We start from the raw sequence: 13,844 nt of genomic DNA, 5'->3' as shown, positions 1-13,844 counted from the left end.
AGCCGGCCCCAAGGCTCAGAGCTCGGCGGCCTCGAGGATAGCGGCGCGCAGCTCGGCGATGCCCATGCCCTTTTCCGAGCTGGTGACGTGGATCACGGGGTGCGCGGCGGGGTGCTTGCGCGCCTCGGCGGTCACCGCCTCGAGCACGGCCTGGAGTTCGGAGGCCTTCACCTTGTCGGCCTTGGTGAGGACGAGGTTGTAGTTCACCGCGGCGCCGTCGAGCATCTTCATCACCTCGCGGTCGACATCCTTGATGCCGCGCCGCGAATCGATGAGCACGAGGGCTCGCTTCAAGGTGGTACGCCCGCGCAGGTAGTCGTTGATGAGGTGGCGCCACTGCTGGACCACCTTCAACGGCGCCTTGGCAAAGCCGTAGCCCGGCATGTCGACGAGACGGATCTCGACCGGCTCACCCGCCTCGAAATAGTTGAGTTCCTGCGTGCGCCCCGGGGTGACCGAGGCGCGCGCCAGCTTCTTGCGGCCCGTGAGGGCGTTCAAGAGGCTCGACTTGCCGACGTTCGAGCGGCCCGCGAAAGCGATCTCGGGCGCGCCCGCGTCGGGCAGGAACTTGAGAGCAGGTGCCGACAGTAGGAATTCCACCTTGCCGGTCAGGAGCTTGCGGGCGCGCTCCTCGAGGGTCTGCGGACCCTCGCTCACGTGCCCTTCGGGTGGGCACCCGCCTTCATGCTGTCCTTTTCGAGATCGTACTTGCGGTACAGATACTTCTGCTGGGCGATGGTCAGGATGTTCGAGGTCACCCAGTAGAGCTGGAGACCCGCCGCGAAGGGCGCCATCACGAACATCAGGATCCACGGCATGATGCCGAACACCTGCTTCTGGATGTCATCCATCGGCGCGGGGTTGAGCTTGAACTGCAGCCACATGGTGATGCCCAGCAGGATCGGCAGGATGCCGATCGCCAGCATGCCCGGCGGGTCGAACGGCAGCAGGCCGAACAGGTTGACCGGGGTGAGCGGATCGGGCGCGGACAGGTCCTGCAGCCACAGCACGAACGGCTGGTGGCGCATTTCGACCGACACCAGCAGCACCTTGTAGAGCGCGTAGAAGACAGGGATCTGGAGGAGGATCGGCAGGCAGCCCGCGGCGGGGTTGAGCTTTTCCTCCTGGTAGAGCTTGAGCATCTCCTGCTGGAGACGCGGCTTGTCGTCCTTGTAGCGCTCCTGCAGCGCCTTCAGCTTGGGCTGGACGCGGCGCATGCCCGCCATCGAGCGGAACTGCTTGTTGGCGAGCGGGTAGAGCGCGCCGCGCACGAGGAAGGTCATCAGGATGATCGCGACACCGAAGTTGCCGGTGACGTCGAAGAGCAGGCGCAGGAGGTCGAAGAGGGGACGCATGAACCACTCGAACCAGCCCCAGTCGATCGACTTGGACAGCTTGGGGATGCCGGCGTCCTCATAGGCGTCGAGGACGCCCTTTTCCTTGGCACCCGCAAAGAGCTGGGCACGGAAGTCCGAGGCCTGGTTGGGCTGGAGCACGACGGGCGCGCCGAGATAATCGGTCTGGAAGGCGCCCGAGGCGCCCTGGCGCATGGTCGCGGTGACGCGGCTGCCCTGATCGGGGACGAGCGCGGTCAGCCAATATTTGTCGGTGAAGCCGAGCCAGCCACCGGTGGTGGTGCGACGCTCGCCCTGCGGGCCGGCCTCTTCGAGGTCCTCGTAGGAGACGTCATAATCGGCAGCGTCGTCGAACACGCCCATCGGGCCGACATGGACGGTCCAGAAGCTTTCGTCCTGCGACTGCTCGGCGCGGCTGGCGAGCGCGAAGGGACGGATGGCGACGGCATTGGCCGAGCGGTTCTCGACGCGCTGCTCGATGGTGAAGAGATAGTCCTCGTCGACCGAGATCTTCTGGATGAAGGTCTGGCCGGTGCCGTTCGACCAGCTCAGCGTGACGGGGGTCTCGGGGGTGAGCGTGTCGCCGTCGGCGGTCCACACGGTCGAGGCGCCGGGCACCTCGACGCCCTCGCCGGTCCAGCCATATTGCGCGAAATAGGCGCCGTTCGAGCCCGCAGGGGCGAGGAGGCGGACCTCTTCCTCGCCGTCGAGTTCGACGCTGTGGCGCTTGAGCATGAGGTCATCGAAGCGCGCGCCGGTCAGGTTGAGCGAGCCGTCGACCGAGGGAGTGTCGATGGTGACGCGACCGCCCTCGGCGATCACTTCATCGGCATCGCGCGGCGCGGTGGCGACTTCCTCGGCGGCGGGGAGGGTGTCGGACGTGGGCACGACCGCGCCATCGGGCGCCGTGCTCGGCGCATCGGCCTCGACAAGGCTCGTCTCGTCCTCGGTCGAGGTCGGGAAATAGCGGTCGCCGAGCAGCGACCAGCCGATGAGGACGAGGGCGCTCAGCACGATGGCGAGCAGCATGTTGCGGTTCTGGTTCACGTCAGAAATTCCGTTTCATCTTACGGGACCGGATCATGACCCTGTCCCCCCCAGGGATGGCAGCGGGCGATCCGCTTGATGGCGAGCCAGCTGCCCTTGAAGGCGCCATAGCGCGTCCATGCGGTGATCGCATAGGCCGAACAGCTGGGTTGGTAGCGGCAGGTCGGCGGCAGGATCCGCGAGGGGCCCTTCTGCCAACCCTTGGCAACGAGAATGAGCGCCTTGGAGATCACCGCTTGGCGGCTTTCTTCAGGGCGGTGGCGAGTTCGCGTTCGAGCTTGTCCCAGTCGCGCTCGACGCCCCGCTGGCGACCGATGATGACATGGTCGGCGCCGGGCTGGCCCAAATGCGGCAACGCCGCCCGTGCGAGTTCGCGCAGGCGGCGTTTCATCCGGTTGCGGGTGACCGCATTGCCGACCTTCTTCGACACGGTGTAGCCGACGCGGATCGCGTCATCACCGTCGCGCCGGTCATGGACCAGCAACACGAAGCCGGGAGTCGCGACCCGAGTCCCCGCATTGGCGGCGAGGAAGTCGCGACGGGCCCGGATCGTCGAAATCAGGCGCTGAGCTTCTTGCGGCCCTTGGCGCGGCGACGCGCCAGAATCTTGCGACCGTTGACGTCGGCCATGCGGGTGCGGAACCCGTGGCGACGCTTGCGGACGAGGTTCGAGGGCTGGAAAGTGCGCTTCATCGCTCATATCCCGATGTTGAGAATTCATTCGAATTCGATTGAACAAAAAAGGGCCGCCCCAACAATTGAGTGGACGCGGCCTCCCGTTGGGGGCGCCATTAGCGGGCGCGAGGGCGGAAGTCAAATCCCCGTCGCCCCATCCTTGGCAATGTCCCTGGAAGATCCATTGCCCGACTTTTCCTCGCGGAGCGCCTTGCGCAGCCGTTCTCGGCGGCGCGCCGACTTTCGGCGAAGGCCCCAGTCGGCCCAGCGACCCGCCTCGGGCTGCCAGCGCTTGAACCGCACATACTGGCGGCGCGCCCAGCGACTGGTGCGCAGGCACAGGGCAAGGCCGGCGGCAAAGACGAAGACCCCGCCGGGGCCGGGCAGCAGGCCGACGACGGGCGAGACGAGAATCGTCAGCACCCCGACAACGAACGCGATCGTCCGCTGCGGCTCCTTGTCGATCCACTTTTTCTTCGTCCCACCCATGAAGCTCCATGTGGCGATGATCGATGATTCTCTCAAGACAGCGGGCCCGCTTTTTCGACAAACTTGCCAAGGGCGGCGGCCGCGCTAGGGTGGCAGGGCCGAAGCCAGGGGGGATTTTGCCCGATTTTCACGCGGCCCGAGGGGGCCTCGACTGATGGTCGCGATCGTCGATACGGTCGCCTATCTCGGCCTCGAGGCGCGCAGCGTCGAATGCCAGGTGCAGCTCTCTGCCGGCCTGCCCAATTTCGTCATCGTCGGCCTGCCCGACAAGGCGGTCGCCGAGAGCCGCGAGCGGGTGCGCTCGGCGCTGTCGGCGATCGGCCTCTCGCTGCCGCCCAAAAGGGTGACGGTGAACCTGTCGCCCGCCGACCTGCCCAAGGAAGGCTCGCACTTCGACCTGCCGATCGCGCTCGGGCTGCTCGCCGCGATGGGCGTCGTGGATGTCGAAATGCTGTCGCATTATGTCGCGGTGGGCGAGCTGGGGCTCGACGGGCGCATCGCCTCATCGCCCGGCGTGCTGCTCGCCGCCATGCATGCGGCGGGGCGCGACATGGGGCTCATCTGTCCGCACGACCAGGGACCCGAGGCGCGCTGGGCGGGCGAGGTGGAGGTGATCGCCCCGCGCGACCTCCTCGCGCTGCTTGCGCATTTCAAGGGGACAGAGCCGCTCGAGATGCCGCTGGCGGGCGAGGCCGAAGAGATGGTCGGCGGGCCAGACCTACGCAGCGTGAAGGGGCAGGAGACGCCCAAGCGTGCGCTCGAGATCGCCGCGGCGGGCGGGCACAATTTGTTGATGAGCGGGCCGCCGGGGTCGGGCAAGTCGCTGCTGGCGAGCTGCCTGCCTTCGATCCTGCCGCCCCTCGAACCGGCCGAGGCGCTCGAAGTGTCGATGATCGCCAGCGTGGCGGGGACGCTCGACGGCGGGCGGCTCAAGCGGCGACGGCCGTTTCGAGACCCGCATCATAGCGCGAGCATGCCCGCGCTGGTCGGCGGCGGCCTCAAGGTGAAGCCGGGCGAGATCAGCCTCGCGCACCTTGGCGTGCTGTTCCTTGACGAACTGCCCGAGTTCCAGCGCGCGACGCTCGATTCGCTCAGGCAGCCGCTCGAGACCGGCACGGTGAGCGTGGCGCGCGCCAATGCGCATCTTACCTTTCCTGCGCGCGTCCAACTGGTCGCGGCGATGAACCCGTGCCGCTGCGGGCATCTCGGCGATGCCAGCCGCGCCTGTAGCCGTGCACCGCGATGCGCTGCCGATTACCAGTCGAAGATTTCGGGGCCGCTGCTCGACCGTATCGACCTTCATGTCGAGGTGGCGGCGGTGAGCGCGATGGACCTTACCCTGCCGCCACCCGCGGAGGGGAGCGAGGATGTCGCGAGCCGTGTCGCGCGGGCGCGGGCGGTGCAGGTGGCGCGCTACGGGGCGGAGGGCTTTCGCACCAATGCCGAGGCGACCTCGGAGGCGATAGAGGTGCATGCCGCGCCCGACGAGGCGGGACGGCGGCTACTGACCGAGGCGGCGGGCGCGATGGGATTGTCCGCGCGCGCCTATCACCGGGTGCTGAAGGTATCGCGGACGATTGCCGACCTGGCGGGGGCAGAGACGGTCGGACGCATCCATGTCGCCGAAGCGCTCAGCTATCGCCACCAGCCGCCGCGCAACTAGTCCTTGGGGATGTAGCGACTCCAGTCGATCCGCGTCATGGCGACGAGGAAGACGAGCAGCGCGACCTGGATGGCGATGGCGACCGGGTCCTTCCAGCTGTCCATCAGCGTCTCGCCGAAGCTGGTCTTCTTCAGTTCGACCGCCCCCCAGACGTAGAGGCTGTAGCTCACCATGCGGCCCGCGAAGAAGGCGAGGGTAAAGGGGAGGAGCCTGACGCCCGCCATGCCGGCGGCTGCGAACAGCTGCGCCGAGGGCAAGGGCGACAAGGCGAACAGGCCGAGCGCGAGGATGGAGCGGTGCCGCCGCGCCTCGAGCGCTGCGCGGGCGCTGGCGAGATTGGCGCGGCTCTTTGCCGACAGGCGGGTGGCGAAATGGCGAAAGCCGAGCGCAAGGACGAAGCGTCCGCTCGCCGCCGCCGCCGCGCCGACCGGCACCATCAGCCACGGGTCGAGCCCGCCCTTGAGGGTGAAGAAGACGAGGATCGACCAGGTCGGCGGCCCGAAAGCGGGCAGGAGGTTGTTGCCGAAGACGGCAAGGAAGAGGAGGAGATAGCCCGGCATGCGGGGCCTATATGCTCACCCGTGCACCGCCTCGGCAATGGCGCGGACATGGGCAAGGTCGGTGCCGCAGCAGCCGCCGAGGACGTGGAGGCGGGGATGCGCCTCCACCAGCGCGGCATGCTGGCGCGCGAGGTCGGCGGCATCGCCCGCGTCCAGCTCCTCGGCCTCGTCCAGTTCGGCGTGGCTGCAGCGCGAGGCATTGCAGCGCAGCCCGCCGATCCGCTCCATCCAGTCCGCGCCTTCGTCGAGGGTGGCGGCGAAATGGTCGGGGTGGGCGCAGTTGATCATATAATAGGCCGGATGGGCGCCCGTCGCCTCGTCGGTCGCGGCGATGGCCTGGCCGAGCGCGGTGCCGTCGGGGAGGTTACCATCGGTCTCGACGGTAAAGCTGATGACGGCGGGCAGGCCGGCGGCCCTTGCGGCGTGGACGATGCCGGTCGCCTCGGCGACAGTGTTGATCGTCATGCCGGTCACGAGATCGACCTCCTCATCGGCGAAGATGTCGATTTGCCACTGGTGATAGGCCTTGGCGTCCTCCGCGCTCATCGTGGCGTCGGGCCTGTAGCCGTCGCCGCGCGGACCGATGCAGCCCGAGAGGATCATCGAGATGGCGCGGTCCTTCTCGGTGCGCAGCTCGTCGAGGATGCGGATGGCGCGGTGGTTGCGCTCGGCCAGCGATTCCATCGAGAGGCCGAGCGGCCCGGCCCAGTCGGGACTGGCGCGCCATGTCGGGCTCTCGAGGATGAAGCCGAGCCCGTGCGCCTCGGCGAGGTCGAGGAAGGCGCGATAATAATCGAGCAGCGCTTCCTCGCGGTGCCCCGCATCGACCAGCGTGATCGCCGAGAAGCAGGGAAGGTCGTAGCCCTTGTTGAAGAGGAAGTCGGTCTCGAGCCCGGCATCGGTCAGGAAGGGGGCGGACAGCTGGGGCAGGGACATGGGGCGTCTCCGTTGCGCGGGGACACCATGATAGCATGGACGGGCGAGTCGCGTGCGCGGGCGCCATTCTCCAATTGAAAGCGGGGACGGCATTCGCTAGGCGTGCGCTCCCGCTGGTATCTGCCTCTGTGGCGGAATTGGTAGACGCGATCGACTCAAAATCGATTTTCTTCGGAAGTGCCGGTTCGAGTCCGGCCAGAGGTACCAGCGAGACAAACCGTCCGGGGGGACGGTTTGGCCGCTGGTCCGGAGCGACGCGCCGGCGGGCGCACGCGGCCACCAATAAAGGCCTTTCATCTCCAGCCTGCATCATTAGGGTTCCGTCGGCGGCAGTCCTGCCACAACGACAGAGGACAATGATGTACGAGCTTTTGATCGCGGCCGGCGCCGCGACCTTCGCCATGCCCGCCGCCGAAGCGGCACCGGATACCGCCGGTCCCCGCATCGAAGCGCGGATCGGATACGACCAGGTCGACCTCAGCGGCGTGGCGGACAGCCAGATCAATGCGCGCACCTTCGCCGACCGGGCGGGCGCACTCGCCTATGGCGCGGAGGCGGGTTTCGATTTCGCCCTGCGGTCGGGCCTCACGGTCGGGCCCTATGCCAGCATCGACCTGTCGGACGCGTCCTACGAGGAAGTGCGCGCCTATTCCGACGGCAGGGTCTGGGCCGAATATACGGTCGAAGCGGCGCGGACGGTCGCCGTCGGGCTTCGCCTCGCCATGCTGACCGGCCGCGACGTGAATTTCTTCGTGAAGGGCGGCTATGCCAATGGCGACCTTTCGGTGCGCTACAGCGAGACCATCGAGCCGGGCTTCAACAACGACGCCGGTTTCGACCGCAGCGGCTTCCAGCTCGGCACCGGGATCGAAGTTCCTCTCGGCGCGGCCTATGTGAAGGGCGAGATGAGCTACACCAGCCTCCCCACGGTCGAATATGATCTCGGGCCCGATTTTTCGGCGCGGCTCGACGGCGACCGGCTGAATGTCATGACCGGCATCGGCCTGCGCTTCTGATCCATATGGCGGGGGAGGGCGCGGCGCTCCCCCCGCTTTTTCCCCTTCTCCGCGCCTGACACGCTCGCTACGCTGCCGAAATGGCCGAGCAGCAGCAATATCCCGACGCCCCGATCGAATTCCAGGACAGCCACACGCTCGAGGTCAAGCGGGTGCGGCTCCTCGCGGCCATCGCGCTGGTGCTGGGGGCGGGCTTCCTCTTTGCCCTGCCGTTCGCGCTGCAGGCGGGGGAGGAATTCTTCCTGCCGGTGACGGCGGCAATGGTGATCGCCATCGCCCTCGTGCCCGTGCTCGAATGGTTCGAGCGGCGCGGCGTGCCGAGCGCGCTGGCGGCGATCATCGCGCTGATCCTGTTCATCGCCTTCGCGACCTTCGTGATCGCCTCGATCGTGCTGCCCGCGATCGACTATTTCGCGCTCATTCCCGAGCGCATCGACCGCATCCGCGAGACGGTGCTGCCGATCATGCAATATTATGCCGAGCTCGAGGCTTTCATCGAGGGCATCTTCGACGACATCGCGGTGTCGGGCGAGCGCCAGGCGAGCGTCACGCTGACGACGCCCGATTCGCTCCTCGACCTGTTCGCCACCTCGGCGCCCATCGCGCTCATCCAGATGTTCTTCGCCATGCTGGTGATCTTCTTCTTCCTGTCGCGCTGGACGCGGATGCGCGAGCGCACCATCACCAGCCGCGGCAGCTTCGAGGGGGCGCTGACCACCGCGCGGGTGATCCAGCAGGTGGTCGATGCGACCTCGACCTATATCGGCACCATCACCTTCATCAACGTGACGCTGGGCACGGTGACCGCGCTCATCCTCTGGCTGATCGGCATGGACAGCCCGATCATGTGGGGCGGTATCGTCGCGGTGACCAATTTCATTCCCTATCTGGGGCCCATCTTCGCGGCGATTCTCCTCGCGATCGGCGGCTTGATGAGTTTCGTCGACGTCTGGGCGGCGATGTTGCCGCCGCTCATCTTCATCGTGCTGCACAATCTCGAGGCCAATGTCCTCACCCCCATGATCGTCGGCAAGCGGGTCAGCCTTTCGCCGCTCCTGATCCTCATTTCCCTGAGTTTCTGGGCGTGGATCTGGGGTTTCCTCGGTGCCCTGCTGGCGGTGCCATTGCTCATCATTATTAAAACCGTTTTTGCCGCCGCGGGCACGCCGGACATCGCCGGATTCCTGTTCGAGCATGGCACGCTGACCCACGTCGGCGAGGAAGATGAAAAAGATTGAAATTAGTGTTTGACAGGTGGGCGAGCCTGTCATAGTTCGCCGCCACCAAGCCGATGCGGGTGTAGCTCAGTTGGTTAGAGCGCCGGCCTGTCACGCCGGAGGTCGCGGGTTCGAGTCCCGTCACTCGCGCCACTTGCCCAAGGGTAAGTGGCCCCTCGCACGGCTTGGTTTTCCATCAAAGACGGACAAGAAAAAGGCCCCGATCGCTCGGGGCCTTTTCTCGTTTCGGAGGGGGCGCGGAGACTAGCGCTGGTGGCCGGTTTCCATCCAGGCCAGCAGCGGCTTCAGCGGGATGATCCAGGCGAGGCCGGCGACGAGGTAGAGCGGCATCTGTACGAGCGCGGGCCAGCCCGCGATCAGGTCGAAGGCAAGAATCGCGACGACGACATAGGCGGTGAGCCAGGCGAGCATGATGACCATGCCGATGGCGACGCGCGACTTTGGTTCGTGCACTTCATTATCCACGGGGTGTGAATTCCTCGATGCCGCGGGGGCTGGCGAAACAGTGGAGCGGCACGTCCCAGCTGTCGTGCGGCAGGTCGATGTCGAGCCGCTGCATCTGCCAGCCGAGGCCGACGAAGCGCGCGCCCGCCAAATTGGGCAGGACGCGGTCGAAGTGGCCCGCACCCTGGCCGATGCGATAGCCCTGGTTGCCGACCGCGAGCAGCGGCACGAGGACGAGGTCGGGGGAGGCTTCGGGGCAGGAAGGACGCGGCTGGGCGATGCGGTGCGGCCCCGGGACCTCGGGTTCGCCCGCGCGATAGATGAAATGATCGGCATCGCCCTCGAAAGTGGGATAGCCGATGGTCCGGCCGAGGCGCTTGGCGCGTGCCAGCGCGGGCAGGGGGCTGATCTCGCCGCCGATCGGCGAATAGGCGCCGATGACGCGCGCCGCCGCCAGCATGGGGGCGAGCAGTTCGGCCAGCTGTTCCTCGAGCGCATGACGGGTCGAGGGTTCGAGATTGCAGACGAACTCGCGCCGCCTGGCGCGCAGCGAGCGCCGGATCTCGTCCTTGGTGGAATCGGGCTCGAGAAGGTCAGGTGACGGGACCGCCATGGTCGTTTGCCTCTTAATCCTCTGACGCCAGAACGTCAGGTGGGCGCCATATATGCCGGGCCAGGGCCCGGCTAGGGACGGCTCCCTAGGATGTAGAAAGCCTCAGGGATAGTCGTGGCTCGTGCCAGGCAGTACCCGTCCAGCACCATTTAGGCGCGGCGCGCCGCCTTCTCAAGTCGGTTCGCGAGCGTTTCGAGGCGGGCGGCGAGATTTTCGGCGCTTTTGACGCTCGCTTCATCCTCTGCTGACGGACCTGCGCTCTTGCCGCCGGCAAGGTCGTCGGCGAGCATCAACGCGGCGTAGAAATAGAGGCTGGTGTCGGACAGCGTGCCCATCGCGGCGCGGGCATCGTTGCAGCGCTGCTCGACGAGTTGGCCGGCGCGGACGAGCTGCTCCTCCTCGCCGTCGCGGGCGCGCACCGTATAATTGCGGCCGTTGATATGGAGGGTGACCTCGCTCATTCGCTTTCTTCCCGTGCGGTGATGAGCTGGTCGAGTTCGGCCAGCGCGGCGCGCACTTCCTCGCGCAATGCCTGGTCCTTTTCGCCCCGTTTCTCGAGGTGCGCGATAGCGCTTTCGGCGCGCGCGAGGGCGGCGTCGGCACGGGTCAGCGCGGCGGCGAGGCGGGACGAGGACATGGTTAAAGCCGTAGCGCCCGCCACACCGCTTGCCAAGCAAAGTGCCAAAAAGCCGCTCGTGAACGTTCCCACATGGTTGACGCCCGCGCGTGGCACGGCAATAGCGAGCCAGACAGGGGTGGGCGGCTACCGCTCGCTCGGGGACCTCTTATCCTAAGGAGCCGGCATGCCGACCAAGCGCCGCCTAGCCAATGCCATTCGCGCCCTCTCGATGGATGCGGTGCAAGCCGCCAATTCGGGTCATCCCGGCATGCCGATGGGCATGGCCGATGCCGCCGTGGCGCTTTACGCCGATCACCTCAAGCACGATCCCAGCGATCCGCACTGGCCCGACCGCGACCGCTTCGTCCTGTCGGCAGGCCATGGCTCGATGCTCGCCTATTCGCTCCTCAACCTGTCGGGCTATGCCCATCCGACAATGCAGGAGATCAAGGATTTCCGCCAGCTGAAGAGCCCGTGCGCGGGGCATCCCGAGAATTTCCTCCTCGACGGCGTCGAGACGACCACCGGCCCGCTCGGGCAGGGGCTCGCCACCGCGGTGGGCATGGCGATTGCCGAGCGCCACCTCAATGCTATCTATGGCGATGACCTCGTCGACCATCACACCTATGTGATCGCGGGCGACGGCTGCCTGATGGAAGGCATCAACCACGAGGCCGCGGGCCTTGCGGGCCACCTCCAGCTCGGCCGCCTCATCGTCCTGTGGGACGATAACGAGATCACCATCGACGGCTCGACCGACCTCAGCCGCACCGAGGACGTGCTCAAGCGTCACGAGGCGATGGGCTGGTCGACGCATGAATGCGACGGCATGAGCGCCGATGCGGTCAGCCGCGCCATCGCCGAGGCCAAGAAGACCCACAAGCCGAGCCTCATCCGCTGCAAGACCACCATCGGTTATGGCGCCCCGACCAAGCAGGGCACCGCCGCGACGCACGGCGCGCCGCTCGGGCCTGAGGAAATCGCCAAGGCACGCGAAGAGCTCGGCTGGGACGCCGAGCCCTTCGTCATTCCTGACGACGTGCGCGAGGCGTGGACGACGATCGGCCAGCGCGCGCAGGAAGAGAAAAAGGCGTGGGAAGAGCGTCTTGCCGCTTCCGACAAGGCACAGGCCTTCAAGGACCAGCTCGACGGCAAGTGGGACCGCCGCTGGCAGGGCAAGCTGATCGAGAAGCTGATCGCCAATCCCGAGAAGATGGCGACCCGCAAGGCGAGCGAGATCGTGCTCGGCGCGATCAACGAGGCGATCCCCGCCACCATCGGCGGGTCGGCCGACCTTACCGGCTCGAACAACACCAAGGCGGGCGGCATCGGGCCGCTCACCGCCTCGGACTATAGCGGGCGCTACATCTATTACGGCATCCGCGAATTCGGCATGGCCGCCGCGATGAACGGCATGGCGCTGCACGGCGGCGTGCTGCCCTATGGCGGCACTTTCCTCGTCTTCTCCGACTATTCGCGCCCCGCGATCCGCCTCGGCGCGCTGATGGGGGCCAAGGTCGTCCATGTCATGACGCACGATTCGATCGGGCTCGGCGAGGATGGCCCCACCCACCAGCCGGTCGAACATGTCCAGAGCCTGCGTGCCATGCCGGGACTCACCGTTTATCGCCCCTGCGACGCGGTCGAGACCGCCGAGGCGTGGGGCGATGCGCTGGCCGGTGACGGCCCCGCGCTGCTGGCGCTGTCGCGTCAGGGCCTGCCCCAGATGCGGCTCGAGAAGAGCGAGGCCAACCTCACCGCCAAGGGGGCCTATCGCCTCAAGGCGGCGGACAAGCCGCGCCGAGTGATCCTCATCGCGACGGGTTCGGAGGTGCATCTCGCCGCCGAGGTCGCCGAGCGGCTCGAGAATGACGGCATCGGCGCCGATGTCGTCTCGATGCCGAGCTGGGAGAAATTCCGCGCACAGGATGCCGCCTACCAGGCCGACCTGCTGCCCGATGTCGATCCGTCGGAAATCCTGCGCGTCTCGATCGAGGCGGGCACTACCTTCGGCTGGTCCGACATGACCATGAAGAACGGGCTCAACATCGGCATCGACAGCTTCGGCGCGTCGGCGCCGGCGCCCGACCTTTTCGAGAAATTCGGCTTCACCCCCGAAGCCATCCATTCCAAGATCATGGAGCGTTTGAACAATGACTAAAGTCGCCATCAACGGTTTCGGCCGCATCGGTCGCCTCGTGGCCCGCGCCCTGCTCGAGCGCGACGATCACGACCTTGAACTGGTCGCGATCAACGACCTGGCCGACGCCAAGTCGAACGCGCTCCTGTTCCAGTACGACTCCACCCATGGCCGCTTCCCCGGCTCGGTCGAAGTCGACGGCGATGCGATCATCGTCAACGGAAAGAAGATCGCGGTCACCAAGGAGCGCGAGCCCGGCAAGCTGCCGCACGGCGAGATGGGGATCGACATCGTCCTCGAGTGCACCGGCTTCTTCCAGTCGGTCGATGCCGCCAGGCCGCACCTCGATGCGGGCGCCAAGCGCGTCCTCATCTCGGCGCCGGCCAAGGGCGATCTCAAGACCATCGTCTATGGCGTCAACCATGACACGCTGACGGGCGATGATCACATCGTCTCCAACGCCAGCTGCACCACCAACTGCCTCGCGCCGGTCGCCAAGGTCCTCAACGACACCGTCGGTATCGAGCGCGGCTTCATGACCACCGTGCACAGCTATACCAACGACCAGCGCATGCTCGACCAGATGCATTCTGACATGCGCCGTGCCCGCGGCGGTGCGCAGAATATGATCCCGACCACCACCGGCGCTGCCCGCGCGGTCGGTCTCGTCCTGCCCGAATTGAACGGCAAGCTCGACGGCTCCTCGATCCGCGTGCCGACGCCCAATGTCAGCCTCGTCGACCTCGTCTTCACGCCGGGTCGCGACACCTCGGCCGAAGAGCTGAACGCGGCGCTCAAGGCGGCCGCCGAAGGCCCGATGAAGGGCGTGCTCGACTTCACCGAACAGCCGCTCGTCAGCTCGGACTTCAACCATCATCCGGCTTCCTCGACCGTCGACAGCCTCGAGACCGGCGTGATGGAGGGCAAGCTCGCCCGCGTCGTCAGCTGGTACGACAATGAATGGGGCTTCTCGAACCGCATGATCGACACTGCGGGCGTGATGGCCTCCAAGCTGTAAGCTAAATGGCGCCCCGGCGGGTCCGTCGGGG

The 13,844-nt window shown here is 66.7% G+C and carries 17 protein-coding genes and 2 tRNA genes; 7 read left to right on the top strand and 12 right to left on the bottom strand.

The window, feature by feature from the left end; translation table 11 throughout:
• Positions 1-15: 15 nt before the first annotated feature.
• The 6 genes from yihA to NUW81_RS02430 all read right to left on the bottom strand — a co-directional run bounded on the left by yihA (position 16) and on the right by NUW81_RS02430 (position 3,566).
• Complete coding sequence (gene yihA, locus NUW81_RS02455) at positions 16-657, bottom strand: ribosome biogenesis GTP-binding protein YihA/YsxC (RefSeq protein ID WP_312025045.1); 642 nt, start codon at positions 655-657, stop codon at positions 16-18.
• On the bottom strand, positions 654-2,402 hold the full coding sequence (yidC, locus tag NUW81_RS02450) for a membrane protein insertase YidC (protein WP_245110064.1): 1,749 nt from the start codon (positions 2,400-2,402) through the stop codon (positions 654-656). Before yidC ends, yihA begins: the two co-directional genes overlap by 4 nt.
• A 20-nt stretch (positions 2,403-2,422) precedes the next feature.
• Entirely contained in the window at positions 2,423-2,635 is a 213-nt protein-coding gene (yidD, locus tag NUW81_RS02445; protein ID WP_245110062.1) for a membrane protein insertion efficiency factor YidD, read from the bottom strand.
• Entirely contained in the window at positions 2,632-2,952 is a 321-nt protein-coding gene (gene rnpA, locus NUW81_RS02440; RefSeq protein WP_245113638.1) for a ribonuclease P protein component, read from the bottom strand. The genes yidD and rnpA overlap by 4 nt, the downstream gene beginning before the upstream one ends.
• A gap of 8 nt (positions 2,953-2,960) precedes the next feature.
• Positions 2,961-3,095 (bottom strand): 50S ribosomal protein L34, encoded by a 135-nt coding sequence (gene rpmH, locus NUW81_RS02435; protein ID WP_245113637.1) that lies wholly within the window; start codon positions 3,093-3,095, stop codon positions 2,961-2,963.
• A gap of 120 nt (positions 3,096-3,215) precedes the next feature.
• On the bottom strand, positions 3,216-3,566 hold the full coding sequence (locus NUW81_RS02430; protein ID WP_245110059.1) for a hypothetical protein: 351 nt from the start codon (positions 3,564-3,566) through the stop codon (positions 3,216-3,218).
• A gap of 154 nt (positions 3,567-3,720) precedes the next feature.
• Between NUW81_RS02430 and NUW81_RS02425 the strand changes: the two genes are divergently transcribed.
• Positions 3,721-5,229: a YifB family Mg chelatase-like AAA ATPase gene (locus tag NUW81_RS02425; RefSeq protein WP_245110057.1), complete on the top strand. Its 1,509-nt coding sequence runs from the start codon at positions 3,721-3,723 to the stop codon at positions 5,227-5,229.
• Here NUW81_RS02425 and NUW81_RS02420 read toward each other — a convergent pair.
• The gene (locus NUW81_RS02420; protein ID WP_245110055.1) at positions 5,226-5,789 is read right to left on the bottom strand and encodes a hypothetical protein; all 564 of its coding nucleotides are present in this window, start codon (positions 5,787-5,789) and stop codon (positions 5,226-5,228) included. The genes NUW81_RS02425 and NUW81_RS02420 overlap by 4 nt on opposite strands.
• A 15-nt stretch (positions 5,790-5,804) precedes the next feature.
• Entirely contained in the window at positions 5,805-6,725 is a 921-nt protein-coding gene (locus NUW81_RS02415; RefSeq protein ID WP_245110052.1) for a homocysteine S-methyltransferase family protein, read from the bottom strand.
• A gap of 122 nt (positions 6,726-6,847) precedes the next feature.
• On the opposite strand from NUW81_RS02415, the gene NUW81_RS02410 reads away from it, so the two are divergent.
• The 4 genes from NUW81_RS02410 (at position 6,848) to NUW81_RS02395 (ending at position 9,111) form a co-directional block, all read left to right on the top strand.
• Positions 6,848-6,932 (top strand) — tRNA-Leu (locus tag NUW81_RS02410).
• Positions 6,933-7,081: 149 nt separating this feature from the next.
• Positions 7,082-7,741, top strand: a complete 660-nt coding sequence (locus tag NUW81_RS02405) for an outer membrane protein (protein WP_260508526.1) — start codon at positions 7,082-7,084, stop codon at positions 7,739-7,741.
• A gap of 80 nt (positions 7,742-7,821) precedes the next feature.
• Positions 7,822-8,979 carry an AI-2E family transporter gene (locus NUW81_RS02400; protein ID WP_245110048.1) on the top strand — a complete coding sequence of 386 codons (1,158 nt, stop codon included), beginning with the start codon at positions 7,822-7,824 and terminating at the stop codon, positions 8,977-8,979.
• A gap of 55 nt (positions 8,980-9,034) precedes the next feature.
• Positions 9,035-9,111 (top strand) — tRNA-Asp (locus tag NUW81_RS02395).
• A gap of 111 nt (positions 9,112-9,222) precedes the next feature.
• On the opposite strand, the gene NUW81_RS02390 is transcribed toward NUW81_RS02395, so the two are convergent.
• From NUW81_RS02390 to NUW81_RS02375, 4 genes are all read right to left on the bottom strand, one after another.
• A complete protein-coding gene (locus NUW81_RS02390; RefSeq protein WP_245110047.1) occupies positions 9,223-9,444 on the bottom strand; it encodes a DUF2842 domain-containing protein in 222 nt (73 codons plus the stop codon).
• Positions 9,437-10,036, bottom strand: a complete 600-nt coding sequence (locus NUW81_RS02385) for a 5-formyltetrahydrofolate cyclo-ligase (RefSeq protein ID WP_245110046.1) — start codon at positions 10,034-10,036, stop codon at positions 9,437-9,439. Before NUW81_RS02385 ends, NUW81_RS02390 begins: the two co-directional genes overlap by 8 nt.
• A gap of 149 nt (positions 10,037-10,185) precedes the next feature.
• Positions 10,186-10,497: a cell division protein ZapA gene (locus NUW81_RS02380; RefSeq protein ID WP_245110045.1), complete on the bottom strand. Its 312-nt coding sequence runs from the start codon at positions 10,495-10,497 to the stop codon at positions 10,186-10,188.
• Positions 10,494-10,673 (bottom strand): hypothetical protein, encoded by a 180-nt coding sequence (locus NUW81_RS02375; RefSeq protein ID WP_245110043.1) that lies wholly within the window; start codon positions 10,671-10,673, stop codon positions 10,494-10,496. Before NUW81_RS02375 ends, NUW81_RS02380 begins: the two co-directional genes overlap by 4 nt.
• Positions 10,674-10,839: 166 nt before the next feature.
• Between NUW81_RS02375 and tkt the strand changes: the two genes are divergently transcribed.
• A complete protein-coding gene (gene tkt, locus NUW81_RS02370) occupies positions 10,840-12,816 on the top strand; it encodes a transketolase (RefSeq protein ID WP_245110041.1) in 1,977 nt (658 codons plus the stop codon).
• Positions 12,809-13,813 carry a type I glyceraldehyde-3-phosphate dehydrogenase gene (gene gap, locus NUW81_RS02365; protein ID WP_245110039.1) on the top strand — a complete coding sequence of 335 codons (1,005 nt, stop codon included), beginning with the start codon at positions 12,809-12,811 and terminating at the stop codon, positions 13,811-13,813. Before tkt ends, gap begins: the two co-directional genes overlap by 8 nt.
• The last annotated feature ends 31 nt before the right edge of the window (positions 13,814-13,844 follow it).

It is taken from the genome of Sphingomicrobium aestuariivivum (assembly GCF_024721585.1).
In the GTDB taxonomy this organism is placed as follows: domain Bacteria; phylum Pseudomonadota; class Alphaproteobacteria; order Sphingomonadales; family Sphingomonadaceae; genus Sphingomicrobium; species Sphingomicrobium aestuariivivum.
The sequence above is the reverse complement of the archived record's forward strand: the minus strand, read 5'-3'. Positions and strand labels throughout refer to the sequence as shown.